17 protein-coding genes are annotated in these 18,306 nt (G+C 74.2%); 4 read left to right on the plus strand and 13 right to left on the minus strand.

Translation table 11 applies throughout. The features are described 5' to 3' along the window. Positions 1-27 precede the first annotated feature (27 nt). Positions 28-615 (minus strand): TetR/AcrR family transcriptional regulator, encoded by a 588-nt coding sequence (locus ABEE00_RS21425; RefSeq protein ID WP_345747217.1) that lies wholly within the window; start codon positions 613-615, stop codon positions 28-30. Between the two features lie 128 nt (positions 616-743). On the opposite strand from ABEE00_RS21425, the gene ABEE00_RS21430 reads away from it, so the two are divergent. Continuing rightward, complete coding sequence (locus ABEE00_RS21430) at positions 744-1,238, plus strand: DUF1707 SHOCT-like domain-containing protein (protein ID WP_345747218.1); 495 nt, start codon at positions 744-746, stop codon at positions 1,236-1,238. A gap of 9 nt (positions 1,239-1,247) precedes the next feature. On the opposite strand, the gene gdhA is transcribed toward ABEE00_RS21430, so the two are convergent. The 8 genes from gdhA to ABEE00_RS21470 all read right to left on the minus strand — a co-directional run bounded on the left by gdhA (position 1,248) and on the right by ABEE00_RS21470 (position 10,931). Then, complete coding sequence (gene gdhA / locus ABEE00_RS21435) at positions 1,248-2,597, minus strand: NADP-specific glutamate dehydrogenase (RefSeq protein ID WP_345747219.1); 1,350 nt, start codon at positions 2,595-2,597, stop codon at positions 1,248-1,250. Between the two features lie 84 nt (positions 2,598-2,681). Then, positions 2,682-3,932 (minus strand): beta-ketoacyl-[acyl-carrier-protein] synthase family protein, encoded by a 1,251-nt coding sequence (locus ABEE00_RS21440; RefSeq protein WP_345747220.1) that lies wholly within the window; start codon positions 3,930-3,932, stop codon positions 2,682-2,684. Then, positions 3,929-4,210, minus strand: coding sequence for an acyl carrier protein (locus ABEE00_RS21445; RefSeq protein WP_345747221.1), 282 nt, complete (start codon positions 4,208-4,210; stop codon positions 3,929-3,931). Before ABEE00_RS21445 ends, ABEE00_RS21440 begins: the two co-directional genes overlap by 4 nt. Next, the gene (locus tag ABEE00_RS21450; protein ID WP_345747222.1) at positions 4,174-5,346 is read right to left on the minus strand and encodes a beta-ketoacyl-ACP synthase III; all 1,173 of its coding nucleotides are present in this window, start codon (positions 5,344-5,346) and stop codon (positions 4,174-4,176) included. Before ABEE00_RS21450 ends, ABEE00_RS21445 begins: the two co-directional genes overlap by 37 nt. Positions 5,347-5,579: 233 nt before the next feature. Beyond that, positions 5,580-6,425 carry an SDR family NAD(P)-dependent oxidoreductase gene (locus ABEE00_RS21455; protein ID WP_345747223.1) on the minus strand — a complete coding sequence of 282 codons (846 nt, stop codon included), beginning with the start codon at positions 6,423-6,425 and terminating at the stop codon, positions 5,580-5,582. After that, positions 6,422-7,633 (minus strand): 3-oxoacyl-ACP synthase III family protein, encoded by a 1,212-nt coding sequence (locus ABEE00_RS21460; RefSeq protein ID WP_345747224.1) that lies wholly within the window; start codon positions 7,631-7,633, stop codon positions 6,422-6,424. The genes ABEE00_RS21455 and ABEE00_RS21460 overlap by 4 nt, the downstream gene beginning before the upstream one ends. Continuing rightward, on the minus strand, positions 7,633-9,666 hold the full coding sequence (locus ABEE00_RS21465) for an acyl-CoA dehydrogenase family protein (RefSeq protein WP_345747225.1): 2,034 nt from the start codon (positions 9,664-9,666) through the stop codon (positions 7,633-7,635). The genes ABEE00_RS21460 and ABEE00_RS21465 overlap by 1 nt, the downstream gene beginning before the upstream one ends. Positions 9,667-9,674: 8 nt before the next feature. Continuing rightward, a complete protein-coding gene (locus ABEE00_RS21470; RefSeq protein ID WP_345747226.1) occupies positions 9,675-10,931 on the minus strand; it encodes an ACP S-malonyltransferase in 1,257 nt (418 codons plus the stop codon). A 1,254-nt stretch (positions 10,932-12,185) separates the two neighbouring features. Here ABEE00_RS21470 and ABEE00_RS21475 point away from each other — a divergent pair. After that, complete coding sequence (locus tag ABEE00_RS21475) at positions 12,186-13,034, plus strand: NsdA family TPR-like regulatory protein (RefSeq protein ID WP_345747227.1); 849 nt, start codon at positions 12,186-12,188, stop codon at positions 13,032-13,034. Between the two features lie 486 nt (positions 13,035-13,520). Further along, positions 13,521-14,477, plus strand: coding sequence for an abortive phage infection protein (locus ABEE00_RS21480; RefSeq protein ID WP_451918633.1), 957 nt, complete (start codon positions 13,521-13,523; stop codon positions 14,475-14,477). A gap of 1 nt (position 14,478) precedes the next feature. Here ABEE00_RS21480 and ABEE00_RS21485 read toward each other — a convergent pair whose 3' ends face one another. Continuing rightward, entirely contained in the window at positions 14,479-14,805 is a 327-nt protein-coding gene (locus ABEE00_RS21485) for a sensor histidine kinase (protein ID WP_451918634.1), read from the minus strand. 236 nt (positions 14,806-15,041) lie between these two features. Next, the gene (locus ABEE00_RS21490) at positions 15,042-16,424 is read right to left on the minus strand and encodes an alkaline phosphatase (protein ID WP_345747230.1); all 1,383 of its coding nucleotides are present in this window, start codon (positions 16,422-16,424) and stop codon (positions 15,042-15,044) included. Positions 16,425-16,669: 245 nt separating this feature from the next. On the opposite strand from ABEE00_RS21490, the gene ABEE00_RS21495 reads away from it, so the two are divergent. Continuing rightward, positions 16,670-17,227: a COG4315 family predicted lipoprotein gene (locus ABEE00_RS21495; protein ID WP_345747231.1), complete on the plus strand. Its 558-nt coding sequence runs from the start codon at positions 16,670-16,672 to the stop codon at positions 17,225-17,227. Positions 17,228-17,447: 220 nt separating this feature from the next. Here ABEE00_RS21495 and ABEE00_RS21500 read toward each other — a convergent pair whose 3' ends face one another. Together ABEE00_RS21500 and ABEE00_RS21505 are read right to left on the minus strand one after the other, a co-directional pair. After that, positions 17,448-17,849 (minus strand): RidA family protein, encoded by a 402-nt coding sequence (locus ABEE00_RS21500; protein ID WP_345747232.1) that lies wholly within the window; start codon positions 17,847-17,849, stop codon positions 17,448-17,450. A 97-nt stretch (positions 17,850-17,946) separates the two neighbouring features. Further along, complete coding sequence (locus ABEE00_RS21505; protein ID WP_345747233.1) at positions 17,947-18,135, minus strand: hypothetical protein; 189 nt, start codon at positions 18,133-18,135, stop codon at positions 17,947-17,949. Positions 18,136-18,306: the final 171 nt, after the last annotated feature.

Genomic DNA, 18,306 nt, shown 5'->3' on the forward strand with positions numbered 1-18,306 from the left:
CCGCCCGCCGCCTGGGCCGGCGGCGGTTCAGTCGCCGACCAGGGAGTCCAGCGCGTGGTCCAGGGCGCGCAGCAGGTCCTCCTGCTCGTCGGGGGCGTACAGCAACCGCAGCGCGAAGCCGTCGGCGAGCGCGATCACGGCGTCGGCGAGGGCCAGGCCGCGGGTGCGGGAGTGCGCGGCGCCGGTGTGGCCCGCGGCGGACAGCCAGTCGGCGAGCGCGGTCCTCACCTCCTGGTCGACGCGGCGCCGCACGGCGGCGAGCGCCGGGTGGTGCGCCGCGCGGGTGGCGAAGGCGAGTTGGGCCGCGGCCTCGGCGCGGCGCGCGGCGTCCACCGGCAGCGTGGCGAGGACCAGGTCGCGCAGGGCGCCGCGCAGCGGCAGCTCCGGGTCCACGGCCGCCATCCGCTCCTCGGCGCGCTCGCCCGCCAGCTCGGCGGCGAAGGTGAGCATGTCGTCCTTGGAGCGGAAGTACTTCTGGACCGCCCCGAGGGAGCGTCCGCTGCGCGCGGCCACCGTGCGGACGCTCACCTCGTCCAGGCCGTGCTCGGCCGCCAGGTCCAGCAGCGCCGCGCCGATCTGCCGGCGCTGCTCGTCCCGGTCCACCGTCTTGGGCATGGGCGCTCCCGCTTCCGTCTGCGTCGAATGTCCAGTCTCCCCCGCCCTCGGTTTTAGGATACAGTCGTATTCCCATTGCTCGCCGCCCGGGGCTCGCGCCGCGGGCGCCGCACCAGGAGGAGCCCGTCGTGGACGCTCGTCACGACCCCGGCCAGCGCAGGCCCGACCAGCGCATATCCACCCAGCGCGTATCCGACCAGGACAGGGACGCCGCCCTCGCGGTGCTGTCCGCCGCCCTGAGCCAGGGGCGACTCGACTCCCAGGAGCACGCGGAGCGTTCCCGCGGGACGCTGGAGGCCCGTACGCGAGGAAAGCTGGAGGAGCTCACCGCCGACCTGCCCGCTCCCCGGCCCAGCGCCCGCGAGCAGGACCGCAAGGACCTGCGGGAGTGGCTCGACGAGTGGCGGTACTGGCTCGGAGGAGTCGTCGTCCTCTCCGCGATCTGGGGCGCGCGCTGCGTCGCCAAGGGAGAGCTCACCTTCTACTGGCCCCTGACTCCCCTCGCCGTCTGGGCCGCGGTGCTCGTCGCGATCGCGGTGTGGCCACGGGGTACGGAGAAGGAGGACACGGAGAAAGGGGGCACGGAGACACGGGAAACGGAGAAGCGGGACACGGAGAAGTGAGGCGCCGCCTCACACCACCCCCTGCTCCAGCACCGCGTCGGCGACCCTCTCGACGCCGGCGATGTTCGCGCCGGTGGCGTAGTCGCCCGGGGCGCCGTGGAGTTCGGCCGTGCTCAGGCACGTTTCGTGGACGGCGTGCATGATCTCGGTGAGTTTCCGTTCCACGTACGGAAAGGGCCATGACGTGCGGGCCGCGTTCTGCTGCATCTCCAGGGCGCTGGTGGCCACTCCCCCGGCGTTCGCCGCCTTTCCGGGACCGAAGGCGACGTCGGCCTCGCGGAAGAGGCGTACGGCCTGCGGCGTGACGGGCATGTTGGCGCCCTCGGCCACCGCTTGGACGCCGTTGCGCACGAGGGTGGCAGCGTCGTCGGCCGTCACCTCGTTCTGCGTGGCGCACGGCAGGGCCACGTCGGCCGGCACCTCCCACACGCGCCCCTCACCCCCGGCCACGTACCGGGACGAACTGCCGCGCCGCCGGGCGTAGTCGGCGACCCGCCCCCGCTCCACCTGCTTGACCTGCTGGAGGAGGGAGAGGTCGATGCCCTTCTCGTCGACCACGTAGCCTCCCGAGTCGGAGGCCGTCACCGCGTGCGCGCCCAGGGCCTGGGCCTTCTCGATCGCGTACAGGGCCACGTTCCCCGACCCCGAGACCGCCACCCGACGTCCCTCCAGGTCGCGGCCGCGCCGGCGCAGCATCTCCGCGGTGAAGAGCACCGTGCCGTACCCGGTGGCCTCGGCCCGTACCGCCGAACCGCCCCAGCCGCGGCCCTTGCCGGTCAGCACGCCCGGCTCCCAGCGGTTGGTGATGCGGCGGTAGTGGCCGAAGAGGTAGCCGATCTCGCGCTCGCCCACGCCGGTGTCGCCCGCGGGCACGTCGGTGTGCTCGCCCACGTGCCGGTGCAGTTCGGTCATGAAGGACTGGCAGAAGCGCATGACCTCGCCCGCGGAGCGCCCGCGCGGGTCGAAGTCGCTGCCGCCCTTGGCGCCGCCGAGCGCGAGCCCTGTCAGCGCGTTCTTGAAGGTCTGCTCGAAGCCGAGGAACTTGACGGTCCCCAGACCCACCGAGGGGTGGAAGCGCAGACCGCCCTTGTACGGGCCGAGCGCGCCGTTGAACTCCACCCGGAAGCCCCGGCCGACGCGGACGGCACCCGTGTCGTCCTGCCAGGGCACCCGGAAGACGATCTGCCGCTCGGGCTCGGCGAGTCGCTCCAGCAGCCCGGGTTCGGCGAGTTCGGGCCGGGCGGCGAGCAGCGGCGCCAGGGAACCGAGCACTTCGCGTACGGCCTGGTGGAACTCGGGCTCGCCGGGATTGCGCCGCACGGTCTCCTCGTACAGCGCGTTCAGGCGGGAGGGAGGCATACCGGTCTCCTTGTCGTTGCGTGGGGTGAGGGCGCGGGGCGTGGAAGTGGGGCGAACGGCGCGGCCCGCGGGCCGGTTGGGCGTTCAGCCCGCCGGCCGGAAAGCCAGCACCGTGTTGTGGCCGCCGAAACCGCAGGAGTTGCTGAGGGCGAGGCGGATGCCGTGGTCGCGGGGCTCGCCGCGTACCACGTCGATGCCGGCCGTGTCGGCGTCCGGGGTGCGGAAGTTGGCGGTGGGCGGGGCCAGTTGGTGTGCTGCGCTGAGGGCGGTGAGCGCGGCCTCCACGGCTCCGGCCGCGCCCATGGTGTGCCCCAGCACGCCCTTGGCCGAGGTCACCGAGGGCGGCCCGGCGCCCAGTTCCTCGCGCAGCACGGCCGCTTCGGCCTTGTCGTTGAGCGGGGTGCCCGTGCCGTGCGCATTGACGTGGTCCACCTCGTGCGGCGCGGCGTCCGCCGAGGCCAGCGCCTGGTGCAGCGCCCGGCGCAGCCCCTCGCCGCGCGGGTGCGGCGCGACGGGGTGGTAGGCGTCGGCCGAGGAACCGTGCCCGGCGAGCACCGCGTGCGCGCGGGCCCCGCGTGCCGCCGCGTGCGCGGCGCGCTCCAGCACCAGGACGCCCGCGCCCTCGGCGAGTACGAAGCCGTCGCGGCCGGCGTCGAAGGGCCGGGAAGCGCACGCCGGGTCGCCGGTGCCGCGCGACAGCGCCCCCATGCGCGCGAAGGCCGTCGCGCAGGTGCGGGTCACCATGGCGTCCGCCCCGCCCGCGACGGCGATGTCGCAGGCGCCGCTGTCCAGCAGGAGCGCGGCGGTGATCACGGCCGTGGCCCCCGAGGCGCAGGCGGTCGCGGTGTGCGCGACGGGGCCCTGTGCGCGCAGGTCGATCGCCAGCCGCCCGGCGGCCATGTTGGGCAGGAAGCCGGGCAGCGTGAGCGGGGACACCGCGCCCGGCCCCGAGGACAGCAGGGTGCGGTGCTGGGCCTCGTACGTCCCCACGCCGCCCGCAGCGGATCCGAGTACCACCGCCACCCGGCTCGCGTCCCACGCCGCCGGGTCCAGACCGGCGCCTGACACCGCCTCGTGGGCAGCGGCCAGGGCGAGCTGTGTGAAGCGGTCGTTCCGCCAGGGCTGCGCGCCGCCCGCGTGGACGCGCGGGTCGAAGCCCGGTACGCGGCAGGAGAAGTCCACGGGGAGCTCGGCCAGTTCGGGGTCGCCTGCGGCCGTCGGCGTGCCCGAACACACCCGCGCCCAGGTCTCCTTCGCGCCGACCCCGCCGGGGGTGACCAGGCCGATGCCGGTGACAGCGAGGGGGCCGGCGCCCCGGGGTGCGGGGGCCGTCATCGCGGGCCCTCCGCTCCCGGTGCGGGACCGCCCGTGCGGGAGCCGTCGCACCGCGCCTCCACGAGCGCCGCGATCTCCCGCAGGGACAGCTCGGATGCGCCCTCCTCGTTCTCGTCCAGGGGTACGCGCCAGTGCTCCTGGAGCGTGAGGAAGAGCTCGACGACGGCGAGCGAGTCCAGTTCGAGGCCGGCGAGGGTCGCGTCGGGGGTCAGGCGTTCCGGAGCGACCTCGAACTTCTCGGTCAGGACGCCGGCCAGGTGGTCGCGGACGGATTCCATGGGGGTGCCTTCCTGTTGCGGGTGCTGTGACGAGGTGCGGAGCGGTCGGTCGTACGAGAGGTGGAGTCGGCCGTGCGGCGGTCGGTGTCCGCCGAGGCTTCGCGGGGCTCGGGCGGGCGGTGATGCGGTGCGGCCCCGGGCCAGTTCGCGGCGACCGAGGCCCAGGTGAGGCCGCCGCCGAAGGCGGTCAGCAGGGTGCGCGCGCCCGGCCGTACGGCTCCGCGCGCGGCCGTACCGGCGAGGGCCAGCGGGATGGAGGCGGCAGCGGTGTTGCCGACGTCCCGGATGTTGCCGAAGCAGTGCTGCGGCGCGATGGCCAGCCGCTGCGCGACCGCGTCGAGGATGCGCTGGTTGGCCTGGTGCCCGATGAAGGCGCGCACGCTGTCGGAGGACCAGCCGGCGTGCCCGAGCACGGTCGCCGAGGACTCCGTCATGCGCCGCACCGCGTGCCGGTACACCTCCCTCCCCCGCATCCGGAAGTAGCGCACCTCGCGGCAGAGCCTGGGCGTGGTGTCCGGCCTGCGGGAACCGCCCGCCGCGATGGAGATGAGGTCGCCGCCCGAACCGTCCGAGCCGAGGTGCGCGGCGCGTACGGCGCCGGGTTCGCCGCTCCTCCCCGGGCGCAGCAGCGTGGCGCCCGCGCCGTCGCCGAAGACCGCGGCGGTGTCCCGGTCGAGCGGGTCGACGATGGTCGAGTACGTCTCGGCCCCGATCACCAGCGGCCGGCTGCACACCCCGGCGCGCAGCAGTGCGTCGGCGGTGGCCAGCCCGTACAGGAAGCCCGAGCACACCGCCGCCAGGTCGAACGCGGGTACATGGCCGAGCCCGAGCCGGTACGCGACCTCGGGCGCCGTCGCCGGACAGCGCCGGTCGGGCGTGGTCGTGGCGAGCAGCAGCAGGTCGGCGTGCTCCGTGCCGGCCGAGGCCAGCGCCGCCCGTCCGGCGGCCGCCGCCAGATCGCCGGTGCTGACGCCCGCCGCGGCCCGCCGCCGCTCGGCCACGCCGGTACGGGTGCGGATCCACGCGTCCGTGGTCTCCAGCACCCCGCGCCGCACGACCTCCTCGTTGCTCACCACCCTCGGCGGCAGACAGGCACCGATGCCGCAGATGACGGCCGCGGGCGTGCTCTCACTCATGCGCGCTTTCCTCGCTTCGGGGTGGGGGCGTACGGGGTACGGCGGGTGGGTGTGGCGTACGGGGGTGTGGGGGCGGGGTGTGTCGTACGGGATAGGGCTGCGGCGTACGGGAGTTGGGGCCGGCGGTCGGGTCGCTCGCGCACGCGGGCGGCCGGGCGCTCGGGCACGCAGACGCCGGGTTGCTCCGGCATGCAGGCGCCGGGTGCTCGGGCACGCCCGTCCGCCCCCGGCCCTCATCCGCCCGCCGCGAACGGGGGCGCGGGCTTCGGGATCCCGGCCAGTCCCCCGTCCGGCACCGACAGGCCGCCGTCCAGCAGCACTTGCTGGCCCGTCAGGTACGCGGCGGCGGTTGAGGAGAGGAAGAGCGCCGTGTGCGCGACCTCTTCCGGTTCCGCCCAGCGGCCCATCGGCACATGCGCCATGAGCCAGTCCGAGAGCGGGGCGGTGCGGTGGGCGTACTCGGTCATGTCGGTGCGGGTCCAGCCCGCGCACAGGGCGTTGACGCGGATGCCCTCGCGCGCCCAGCCCACCGCGAGGCTGCGCGCGAGGGAGAGCTGCCCCGCCTTGGAGGCCGCGTACGCCTCCATCCTGGGCGTACCCATCACCGCCGAGGCCGAGGACATCAGCAGCAACGAGGCGCGCGGCGAGGAACGCAGGTGGGCGTGAGCGCGCCGGCACAGCGCCGCACTGGCGTTGAGGTTGACGGTCACCACCGCGTCCCAGTCCTCCTGCGCGGAGTCCTGCAACGGCGCCAAGTCAGGCGTACCGTCCGGCCGCACGGGAAGCACCCCCGCGTTGTGCACCACGATGTCCAGCCCACCCAACGCCTCGCCGGCCCGGTCCACCGCAGTACCGGCGGCCTCTGGTTCGCTGAAGTCGGCAGCCAACAACACGGCCCGCCGCCCGGCCCTGGCCACCAGATCGGCCGTCGACTTGAGCGCCTCGTTGCTGCGGGCACTGAGCGCAAGATCGGCCCCCGCCTCGGCAAGAGCCACGGCAACGGCCCGCCCGATCCCACGGGAGGCCCCGGTGACAAGGGCCTTGGCGCCATCGAGCCGAAAGGGTTCGAGAGTGTTCATGGGGTGCTCCTGTTCTGAACGGCCTTGATGGTTGCGGGAGACAGGGAGGGCGCGGCTGAGCCCTGTTGCGGTCCGGCGCGGTCTGGGCACGCGGGACTGTGACCGTCACGCTCATCGGCGGGCTCGGCCCGGGTGTCGGCCGGCCTCACCCGGATCGCCGGCGCCCCCGTCCACGTCAGAAGCGTGTTCCCCCAGGTCACGCCCGCGCCGAAGGTGGCGAGGAAGACGCGGGCGCCGGGGTGCAGGACGCCGCGGGCTGCTGCTGTGGCCAGGGCGTAGGGGGCCGAGGCCGCGCCGATGTTGCCTACCTCGTCGCCGATGATGATCTGGCGCTCGGCGGGGATGCCCAGGTCGCGGCCGATGCCGCGCAGCAGGACCGGGTTGGGCTGGTGGGTGACGAAGGCGTCGATGTCCGAGAGTGCCAAGTCCTCGCGTACGAGGGCCTGCTGGAGCATCCGCGGGAAGACCTCGGCGATGAAGTCCCGTACCGCGCGGCCGTCCATGTGGATGCGGTGCCGCCCGTCCCGCAGCGTTCCGGCGCAGGCGGGGGCGCGGCTGCCGCCCGCCGGGATGAGCACGTGGTGCGCCATCGTCCCGTCGGAGCCGAGATGGAAGTCCCCGAATCCTTCGCCCTCCCGCACCGGACCGAGCACGGCCGCGGCCGCCCCGTCGGCGAACAGCGTCGCGGTGCCCCGGTCATGCGGGTCGAGGAACTTGGAGTACGCCTCCACCCCCACCACCGCGGCGTACCGCGCCCGCACATCCGCGCGCAGCCAGTCGCACGCCACCCGCGCCGCGAACAGCCAGCCCGAGCACGCCGCGCTCACATCCAGCGCGGTGGCGTTGCGCGCGCCGACCAGCGCCTGTACGCGGCAGGCTGTGGAGGGCCCGAGTTCGTCGGGCGTGGACGTGGCCAGCACCAGTACGTCCAGGTGGTCCGGGTCCACGCCGGCGGCCGCAGCGGCCGAACGTACCGCCGCCGCGGCCAGATCGGAGGCGGCCTCGTCCGCGGCGGCCACGTGCCGGCCGCGTACGCCGGTGCGCTCCGCGATCCACTCGGGGCTGACGTCCAGGGCGCTGGCGACCTCCGCGTTCCCACGGCGGCGCGCGGGCACGTAGGTGCCCATGCCCAGCACGCCGATGCGGCGGGGCGTACGAGGCGAACGCTGCGTACGAGGCGTACGCGGCGCGGTGTGCGATGTGCTCATCAGGTGCTCCTGTGCTGCCGATTGCTGACGGACGGCCGCTCGCCGCTGCGCGGCTGATCATCGATGCCCGGCCGGTCGCCGCTGCCTGACTGGTCGCCGCCGCCCGGCCGATCGCCGCCGCCCGGCCAGTCGAGGGAGTCGGCGAGGGCGTCCCCGTACGGGGCGTCGCCCAGCGGCGGGCGTCCGAGCTGCGGCGGCGCGGCCATGGCCTCCTCCAGCCAGGGCAGGTGCGGCAGCACCAGATCGCACAGGCCGTCCATGACCGTGGGCAGCGAACGCGCCGTACCGGGCGTGAGGACGCCGGCCGTCTGCAGCCCGCCGGCGAGCGCCCGTGCCCGCGCGACCCCGTACAGCGCGGCCAACGGCTCCAGCGCGGTGCGCAGTTCGGGCGCGCGTACGGCGGCGAGGGTGTGGTGCACGGCGTCGGCCGCCAGGCGTTCGGCGTGTGCCTCGCCGAGTTCGCGCGCCTGCTCCAGCAGCGGGTTCCACAGGTCGAGGCCGCGGGTGCCGCACTCCTCGCGTTCGCGCAGCGCCTCGCGCAGCCGCGCGGTCAGCGTCCGCTCGCGCAGCGCCGCCACGGCCGGCCACCACTGCGGGGTGCCGAGCGGCCCCGGAGCGCCCGAGTACACGCCGTGCCCGGAAGCGCCGTACCCCGAAGCCCCGTGCCCGGAAGCGCCGTACCCCGAGGCCCCCGGCCCCGGGCCCCCGTCGTGCTCGGCCAGCGCGCGCCCCGCGTCCAGCAGGATCAGCCGGTCGTCGCCGCCCGCGGTGCGGAAGGCGTGCGCGAAGCCCCGGTAACCGGGCAGCCGGTTCACCCCGAGGTAGCCACCCAGGCCGCTGCGCTGCTGGCACTCGGCCGCCACGCGCGCGGTGCCCTCCGCCGCGAGCGCCTTGTAGACGGGCAGCGCGCCGTCCACCGCCGACCACGGCGCGAAGGCCGCACGCGGCGCGGCACTCTCCTCTGCGGGCGCGTACGGGGCCCGCGTGCGCACCGCGCGCAGCCACCCCTCACGCGCCGCGTTGCCCGCGCAGGTCAGCGCGAACGCCTCGGCCAGCGCCCCCAACAGCGCGTGCTGCTGCGGCCTGTGCGCGAGCACCGCCGCACCGGGCGAGGGGCCGCCGCCGCTGCACCGGTGCGCGGAGTGCCGCAGCGCCTGGGAAGCGCAGCCGCGCGCCATGGCCGCCAGCGCCGAGGGCAGCGTGCCCCACAGGGCCTGACCAGCGCAGAGGGTGCGCTGCAACCGCGCCTGGGCCGAGCCGAGCGGATCGTGGAACTCGCCGTCAGCGTCGAACTCCGCGCCGTCGCTCAGCCACCGCTCGTACGGCAGACGCACCCCGGAGAAGCGCACCAGCGCGTACTCCAGCGGGAGGTCGGGCGCCGTCAGCGGCCCGGAGATGTGCACGCCGGGCGCCGGCCCGTGCGCGTCGCTGAGGTCGACCAGGAAGGAGAAGACGCCGCAGTCGGCGCCCGCGTGCCGCAGCCGTGCGCACACCACACCCGCCTGCGCGATGCCCGGCGCGCCCACGCTGGAGAACTTCGCCGCCCCGTTGTCCGGCGTCCGCAGCACGAACTCGCCGCGCTCCGCGTCGAATTCGGCCGTCGTACGCGGCTGGAGGTGGCTGCCCGCCTCGCCCACCTCGGTCACCAGGTACGAGCCCTTCACCCGCGCCGACTCCAGCGCCTCCAGCTCGCCGGCCAGTCGCGCCGGGTCGGGGCAGAGGGCGAGCACCGAGCCCAGGCACAGTACGTAGTGGTTGAGCGCGGTCATGTAGAGCGGCGGGTCAGCGACCGCCAGACCCTCGCTCATGGCTGCCAGCAGGCGCGGACCGCGGGCCATCCGCCGTACGGGGCCGACGACTTGGGCGAGCCTGCGCAGGTCGCGGTGCGCGCGGGCGTTGTGCCCCGACGCGGGTACGGGCCGCTCGCCCATCTCACCGAGCACGGCCAGCAGCCGCCGCCGCGCGTCACGGGTGTGCGGATCATGCAGGATCCCGTCGAACTCCCGCCGCGCCTCGGCACAGGGAGCGGCCACCGCGCCGCTCACGCGGCACCGTCCGGGCGGGTGGTGGGGGTGGGCGGGGCTGTGGGGGTCGCGGTACGTGGGGTGGCGGCGGGGCGGTCCGTGGTGGGCCGGTCCGCGGTGGTCCCTTCCGCGTCGAGCCTGTTCGCTTCGTACGGGCTCGCATCGCACGCGCTCGCGGTGCGAGGGCCCGCGGCGGGCCGGTCCGCCTCGGACGTGTTCGCCTCGTACGGCCCCGCATCGCGCACGCTCCCGCTGCGCGGCCGCGCGGCGTGTTTGCCTCGGCGTGGCCTGTTCCACGGGAAGTCCGGGTCGGACAAGGGGGCGTGGGCCGCGGCGGGTTCGGTGGGGAGGGAGCGGCGGGCGCAGCGGGTGAGGGACCAGCCCGTGCCGGCCTCCAGCAGTTGCGTGTACGGCGCGCGTACGACGCCGCGCAGCGCACGAGGCAGATGTACGGGATGGGTCAGGCAGGCGGCGAGCCGGCGCGGTACGTCCTCATCCGGCTCGTACGCCCGCCCCAGCACGGCGGAGTGCACGGGCAGCGCGGCCGGCTCGACCGGCAGCCCGCGCAGCGCGGCGGCGAAGCGGTCCGCCTCCCGCGTCAGCGAGGGGTGGTGGGAGAGGAACGGCAGCCGCAGGCGCTGCGTCGCCAGGTCCTGCCCCCGTGCCAGCGCCTCGACCCGTTCCAGATCGGCGAGCGGACCGCTCAGCACCGTCTCGTCCGGGGCGTTCACGCAGGCCAGGGCCAGTCCGTGGGGGCCGCACCCACGCAGCAGCGCACGCGCCTCCGCCTCACCCGCACCCAGCAGGGTCATACCGCCGGCGCAGGGGGCAAGGCAGCGGGCGAGTTCGCAGGCCGCACGCGCGCCGTCCGCGATCCGCAGGATCCCGCCCGCGGTGCACGCCGCGATCTCGCCGAAGCTCACGCCCAGTACGCGGTGCGGCGCGCGCCCCGCCGCGCTCAGCGCACGGTGCACCGCGACCGACGCGCCGAACAGGGCGAGTTGGGGCCGGCCGACGGGACCTTCGGCCAGGTCGCGGCCGCTGGGCGGGTACGGGCTGAGCAGCGCGCGCCCCAGCGGCGGCACCCCGTACTCCGCGCCCGCCGCGTCGATCTCGTCGAAGACCTCCTCCACCGCCGCGCGCACCAGCGGCTGCGTCCGTACGCCGCGTACCAGCGGGCTGAGCGCGAAGTCGCCCTGCCCCGGAAAGACGTGGACGGTCGTGGCGCCATGCTTGTCCCCGGGCGGGGAAAGCGAATTCAACAGCACACTCATGGGGGAACTCCTCGGGTACGGCAGCGTTGCCGCACGTCGCAGGGCGTAAGGGAACCGTCCGGAGCCGTCTCCGGAAATCCAGACAAGCAACAGGAACCGAGCGCTGGAAAGCGCTGACGGCAACGCCCTGTTGAAACCCGTGAAAGTCGCGGGGTATGCGCTATACGGCATGCGGCGTGTGGCATGCGACGTGCGGCGCACGGCATGCGGTCAGGGGAAACCGTCTGGCCGTCTGGCCCGCAACCCGTAATAGGCTTACGGGGCAGACGGTTTCCGGTCTCCAATGCCGCGCGCACCGGCTCACGACGGCGTACCGGCGGGCGCACGGGTGCGCAGGCGGTTTCGCCTTTTTCACGGACTTCACGCGCACAGCGCCGGGAAAGCGTTTGGATAACGCTCCAGGACCGCATTCACTAGCTATGCGGCTGCCCTTCCCGGCTCACGTACGGCTCCAGCTCCCCCGCGTTTTCCTCCGCCGGCCCCGGGAATCCGGAGGTGCTGCCCGTGGCGCCGACGCGTTCTGACAACCAGCGACTGCGCAGGCTCCTGGTGGAGGCCGGCCTCACCCAGGCCGCGCTCGCGCACGCCGTGAACCGCCTCGGCGCGCAGTCCGGCATCCGCCTCCATTACGACCGCACCGCGGTGGCCCACTGGCTGAGCGGTACGCGACCGAGGCCCCCGGTGCCGCAGCTCGTGTCCGAGGTACTGTCCCGCCGCCTGGGGCGCCTGGTCACGCCCGCCATGACGGGTCTGACGGCGGAGGAAGGGGCGGGCGAACATGCGGATCCGTTGCGGCAGTTGCATGCGTTGCTCGGTTCGGGGAGGGGGGTGGGGAGCGGGTCGGACGCCGCGCCGGACACGGCGTCGGGTGCCGGGTGCGGCACTGCGTCGGACAGCGCGGCGGACGTGGCGGCAGACGCCGGGTCAGGCACCGCACCGGGCGCGACGGCAGACGCCGCGCCCGGCATCGCATCGGACCCTGTGCCGCCGCCGAAAGTGCCCGAGCAGCGCGGGCCCTCGTCCGCGGGGCCGGGCGGCGCGGTCGCGGACGCGGACGCAGGCGCAGGGAGGGAGGCGGCGGGACCCGCGTCAGCGGCGGGAGCGGCGCCCACGAGACCGGCGCACCCGGGGACGGCAACCCCGGGACCGCCCGCCGCACAACCGACCTCCGCACGACCACCCTCCGCGCAACCGGCCTCCCCTCAACCGCCCTCCCCCGAACCGGCCTCCGCCGGAAGCGTGGAGCGCGCCACCATGCAAAGCGCGACGGCCTTCTTCGCGGCCTCCCTGGACGCGCACGGTGGCGGACGCGCCTCCGGCGCCCTCACCCGCTACCTGGCGGACGACACCGTCGCCTGGCTCCGGCGCGCCTCCACTCCGGCCGAGCGCACGGCCCTGCTGGTGGAGGCGTCGCGGCTGGCCCTGCTGCTGGCCCGCATGGACGCCGACGGCCGCGAACACGCCTGCGCCCAGGACCACTTCGCCCTCGCGGAACGCCTGGCCGAGGAGTCCGGAGAAGCGGCGGCGCAGGCGGTGGTACTACGGATGCTGAGCACCCACGCCGGGCGGCTCGGGCGGCACCGCCAGGCACTCCGTACCGCCGAGACGGCCACCCGTACCGTCCCCGACTCCGCTGGCCCCGAACGGGCCTTCGTCCTCGCCCAACTCGCGGTGGCACGCGCGTCCTGCGCGGAACGGCGGGGCGCGCTACGGGCGCTCTCGGCGGCGGAGCACACCGTCGAGAGCGCGGAGGAGGGCGAGGGCCCCTTCGGCTCCTACCCGCGCGCGGCGCTGGACTTCCAGACCGGCGAGGTACTGCACGCGCTCGGCGACGAAACGGCGGCGCTGCGGGCCTGGCAACGTTCGCTGGACGCCCGCGCGTACGCCGACCGAAGGGGCCGCGCCCTCACCCACGGCCGCATCGCCGCCGTACTCCTCAACGCCGGCCGCGCGGAGGAGGCCACCGCCCACCTCCACAAGGCCCGCCCCCTGCTCTCCGGCCTGGACTCCCTCACGGCCCACCACATGATCCGAGACCTCCAACACCGCACCCGCACCTACCGCAGAAGAACCCGCAACGGCCCGACGGGCAACGGAACATGACGCACACCCCTAGTCACCGCCGGGCCGGACACACGGACTTTCTCCCCGGCACGTTAGGTAAGGGCTCGCGGACGCCCAGCGCGACACTTCGGTCCGGCGTCCGGCCGTACCCGTCCGCTCGACTTCGGGATCGAGGCGCGGGGCGAATCGCCGACTCGCGGATGACGGAGGACAGCCCTTGGTCGGACGCGGGGAGCAGCGCGGCGCTCGTACGTTCGCTCCACGGGACCGTCCGGGGCGGCCCGCCGGCCGCGAGACCACAGGAGGCGCGCCATGCACAGCAAGGAATCCCCCGTCGGAGGCATCAGCCGGAAGTCGTTCCTGGCCGGGGCGGCCGGAGCAGCGGCCCTCGGGCTCACGGGTGCGCTCAGCACACACCACCCCGCCGCGGCGAAAGGTACGGCCCGGCCCGGAGTGCGGTACCGAGGCGCGTGCTACACGGTAGGCGCCGGGGAAACCCCCGCCACCGCGTGGAACGCGGCCCGCATGCGCGAGCACGTCCGGGCGATCAAGAAGGGCCTGCACGCCAACGCCCTCAAGGTCACCGGCGACGGTGTCGAGCGGCTGACCGCCACCGCCGACGAGGCCGCGGAACACGGGCTGACGCTGCGCATCGAGCCGACCCTCGGCGACCGCCCGCCGCACGAGATCCTCGACCACCTCGCGGAGACCGGCCGGCACGCCGAGGAACTGCGCCGCCAGGGCGCGCGGGTCGAACTCGCCGTCGGATGCGAGTTCTTCCTCTTCGTGCCGGGCATCGTGCCCGGGGACGACGCCGTGGAACGCGTGGACAACCTCACCAGCGGGCACTTCGACGCCGCGCACATGGCGCGCGAGCTCGCTGCCTTCACCGCGCGCTCCGCGAAGGTCGGAAGGTCGGTCTTCCGCGGGCCGCTGAGCTACGCCGCGGCCCAGGACGAGGACGTCGACTGGGACCTGTTCGACATCGTCGGCATCGACTATTACTCCGCGCATTCCCGCCGCCGGGATTACGTACGCGAACTCCGCCGCTATCTCCGTTTCCAAAAGCCCGTGACCATAGCGGAATTCGGCACGTGCACGTTCAAGGGCGCCCCCGCGAAGGGCGGAATGGGCTGGCGTACGGTCGACTACACCAAGCAGCCGCCCGAAATCACCGAGCGGCTGGTCCGCAGCGAGCGGACACAGGCCGACTACCTCACCGCCGTGTACGACGCCTTCGAAGCGACGGGGCTGCACGCGGCGTACGCCTTCGAGTTCATCACCCCCGAGGCGCCGCACTGGCCCGGCGATCCCCTGCACGACCTCGACATGGTCAACTACGGCCTCGTGAAGACAGTCCAGGACACCCCGGGAGACCCCGCATCCCCCTGGCGCTGGGAGCCGAAGCAGGCGTTCCACGCTCTGGCCAGCCGATACGCGCACGCGGCCGCCCGCACACCAGAGGGCCGAGCCATCCGCTGAGTCAGAGCTGGCAAGGGGCCCCGGCCCCACCACCACCCACCGACACGGCAACGGCACTCGTACGCGCGTACCCCAGGCTGACCACCGCGTCGAGCCCGCCACCCGGCGCGGGCCGCAGCCCGATGTCCCCGGTGCCGGCCCGGGCGAGCTGCTGGGCGATCGCCAGGCCGAGGCCGCTGCCGCCCGCGGGGGCGCCGGGGGCGCGCCAGAAGCGGTCGCAGGCGTTCCGGCGCTGGGCCTCGCTCATGCCGGGGCCCTGGTCCCTCACGTGGAGTTCGACATGGACGCGGCCGCCGAACGCCCCCGCCCGGCTCCCGCTCCCGGCCACCCGTTCACCGCCGCCCCTTCACGTCCGTCCCGCGGTGGCGCGCGGCTCCGGGGCGGCGGCGGGCTCCGGCACCGGCGTACGGCGTCCCGGCGCGGTGGCCACCCATCCGACGCCCGCGCACACCGCGCAGATCACCCCGCCCAGCAACAGCCCCGAGCGCGCGCCGACGCGGGCGGGACGGCGCGACGGCCGCCCCGCCCAGCTCAGCCGACTCAGCCTCAGGCTCGGCCTCGGACTCAGCGCAGGCGCAAGGCCTCGCTGACCGTCGTGAAGAGGTCCGTCTGGTCCGTGACGCCCAGGACGCGGTACGCCTGCGGGCCCTGGGCCGCGATGCGTACCTCGGTCCCGGTGTGCTCCTGGGACTGGCCCGGCGTGTTGGTCGAGTAGTTGACCTTCATCTGCTGGCCCTCGTCCGTGACCAGCGTCGAGGACTGGCCCGGGGGCTTGGCCTCCAGCGGCACGATCTGACTGGTGTGCCCGTGGTCGGCGGTGGTGACGACGAGGGTGTCGGGGTGCTTGGCCGCGTACGAGCGGGCCACCCGCACCGCGCGGTCGAAGGCCGCGGTCTCGCCGATCTGGCCGCACGGGTCGGCCGCGTGGTCCTGCTTGTCGATCGAGGCGCCCTCGATCTGCAGGAAGAAGCCCCGCTTCTTGCCGGCCTGCTTGCGCTCCAGCAGCTTGATCGCCTTCTCCGCCTGCCCGGCGAGCGCGGGCGTGCCGGCGGGCCGCTTCGGGTTGGAGGTGACGCAGCGCTGCGGGTCCGTGCCGCCGACCGCCGCCGTCTTGCCGGTCCACTCGGTGGGCACGTTGCCGGGCGCGAACAGCCCGAGCAGCGGCTTGCCCCTCACGTCCTTGACGGCCTTCAACCCCGCGTCGTCGGTGGCGAGTTGATAGCCCAGCTTCCGCGCTTGCTCGGTCACCGTCAGCCCCTTGTACGGGCCTTCGCCGATCTTCTGGTCGAAGCGCTGCCTGCCTCCGCCCAGCATGACGTCCACCTTGTGGTTGACGCTCTGTTCGGCGATGGACCCGGGGCCGCCCTTGCCGATCGTGTCGGCCGGGCACTTCGCCATGTCGGCCGGGCCCTGGCAACTGCGGTCGGTGACGTGCGCGGCCTGCACGGCGGGCGTGGCGTCGGTGAGTTCGGCGGTGGTGACGTTGCCGGTCGCGTACCCCTTCTTGCGGGCCAGCTCCAGCATCGTGGGCAGCGCCCTGTCGGTGTCCGGGCTCTTGGAGATCCGGCCGTTCACGGTCTTGTGGCCCGTCGCCCACCCGGTGCCGCTGGCGGCCGAGTCGGTGACGTAGTCGGGGGTGCCGTCGGCGTGCACCGCGTACGTCGTGTACGCGCCGGTCATCGGGAACCTGTCCATGTTCAGCCGCCCCGCGGCGCCCACGGTGTAGTTGCGGGCCAGGGTGATCTCGGAGTCCCCCATGCCGTCGCCGATGAGCAGGATGACGTTCTTCGCCCTCCCGCCCTGCACCGCCTGCCGCGCCTGCTCCCGCGTCTGCTGCGCGCCCTGGGCGAACGCGCCGGCTGCGTACGGGACCGCGACGGCCGCGGCACCGGCGGCAGCCACGACGGCCACCGCCATGCGGGTACGGCGTAAGGGTCTGGGTGACATGTGGTTCTCCTCGCTGCGACAACGGATGCCGGGCGGCGTACACGCGGTGGCAGGCGGCCCGGACTGGCCGACCACATCATCGCCATCTGAACCAGAGGTGACGCCCGGTACCTTCCCTTACGTCCTGAACATGTCGAGCCGGCGCGGGAAACCGGCCCGCGGCCCCCGGCTGAGCGGCGGAGCGACTGTTTCCGTATTGCCTTGCAGCACGGCCCACAGCCCGATCGACACATCGGAGGCACCCGATGAAGCGCTCAGCCACGGTGACCGCGGGGGTCATCGCCACCCTGCTGGCCATCGGCCTCAGCGGCTGTTCCGGCACCGACGGCGGCAGCAAGAAGCCGTCCTCGACGCCCTCTTCGGCGAGTCAGAGCACGACAGGCTCGTACGGTACGGGGGGCTCGTACGGCACCGGGGGTACCGGCGGCAACGGCGAGGTGGGGGCGACGACCGTCGCGCTCGGCTCCAGCAAGTTCGGCAAGATCCTCGTGGACGCCAAGGGCCGCACGCTCTACCTCTTCGAGGCCGACAAGACGGCGAAGTCCACCTGCGCGGGCAGTTGCGCGAGCGCCTGGCCCCCGCTGACCACCACCGGCAAGCCCGTGGCGGGCAAGGGCGTGAACACCGCACTGCTCGGCACGTCCAAACGCTCCGACGGCTCAACCGAGGTCACCTACAACAAGCACCCGCTCTACCTCTACGCGGGCGACACAAAGCCCGGCGACACCAACGGCCAGGAACTGAACCAGTTCGGCGCCGAGTGGTACGTCCTCAACGCGACGGGCGCGAAGGCGGGGGACTGAGGAGGGATGGCGCGTGATGGGTGGTTGGCGGGAGGGGGCTGGTGACCGGCGCCGGCGACGGGCGGCCCGCGACGATCTCGCGGTGCTGGCGGCGCGGTTCGGTGGTGTCTGTCATCGCGGGCCGCCGCATTGGGGGCCGGCGTCGCCGCCCGCGTCCGGGAGGAACCCCCTCGTACGCGGGCGGCGGCGCCATGCGCGGCGGCTAGACGTGCGGCAGGCGTCAGGACCGCGTGGCGACCGCTTCGACCTCGAAGAGGATGTCGGGCATGGCCAGCCCGGCGACCCCTATGACGGTCTGCGTCGGCGGCTTCTCCGCTCCGCCGCTCGCCACGGCCTGCCCGATCGCCCCGAGCTTGTCGAAGTCGGGGTCGACCACGTACGTCCGTAATTGGACGACGTCGGCGAGACCGAGGCCGTGTGCCTCGAGAGCCGTGGCCAGATTCCTGAACGCCTGCTGCACCTGCTCGTTGAAGTCCTTCGAGACGACCATGCCGTCAGGGCCCGAGCCGTACTGGCCGGAGACGAACACCAGCTCCGTACCGGCGGGGACGCTGGCGGTGTGGCTGTAGCCGAACGGGCCCGGGTCGTGCAAACCGTCCGGATTGACGATCGTGTGTGCCACGGAGTGACCTCTCTTGTGAATCGGACATTGCTGTGCCGCCGAATCGGCCGGCGGCGACCGCCGTCGGTGACGAGTGCCGACCTGAGCGGAAAGGCCGTCAGCCGAGGCGGAGTTCGGGGCGGTGGACGTCCGGCCAGGTGGTCAGGTGGGGCGCCTGCTCCATGCTGTTCAGCGGCTCCGTTCCCACGAGCGGCGGGCGGGCCGCCGGCGCATCGCGGACCTGCTCGACCCGTGCCGGGACCCGTACGACAGGGAAGCGCGATAACGCCGGCGAGGTGACGTTCAAGGCTTCTCCACCCCTCGGACATGTCGGCAGTCCACTCCTCGCTCAGGAAGCGAAGACTCCGGCGGAATGCGTCAGCAGACTCGGCGATTTCGGGGAATTGCGTGGCCGGATACGGGAGTTGCCTCTCCGTGAAGCGTGGATCCGAGCATGCCATCCACCCCTCGACGGAAT

It is taken from the genome of Streptomyces odontomachicola (genome assembly GCF_039605595.1).
Taxonomy (GTDB): domain Bacteria; phylum Actinomycetota; class Actinomycetes; order Streptomycetales; family Streptomycetaceae; genus Streptomyces.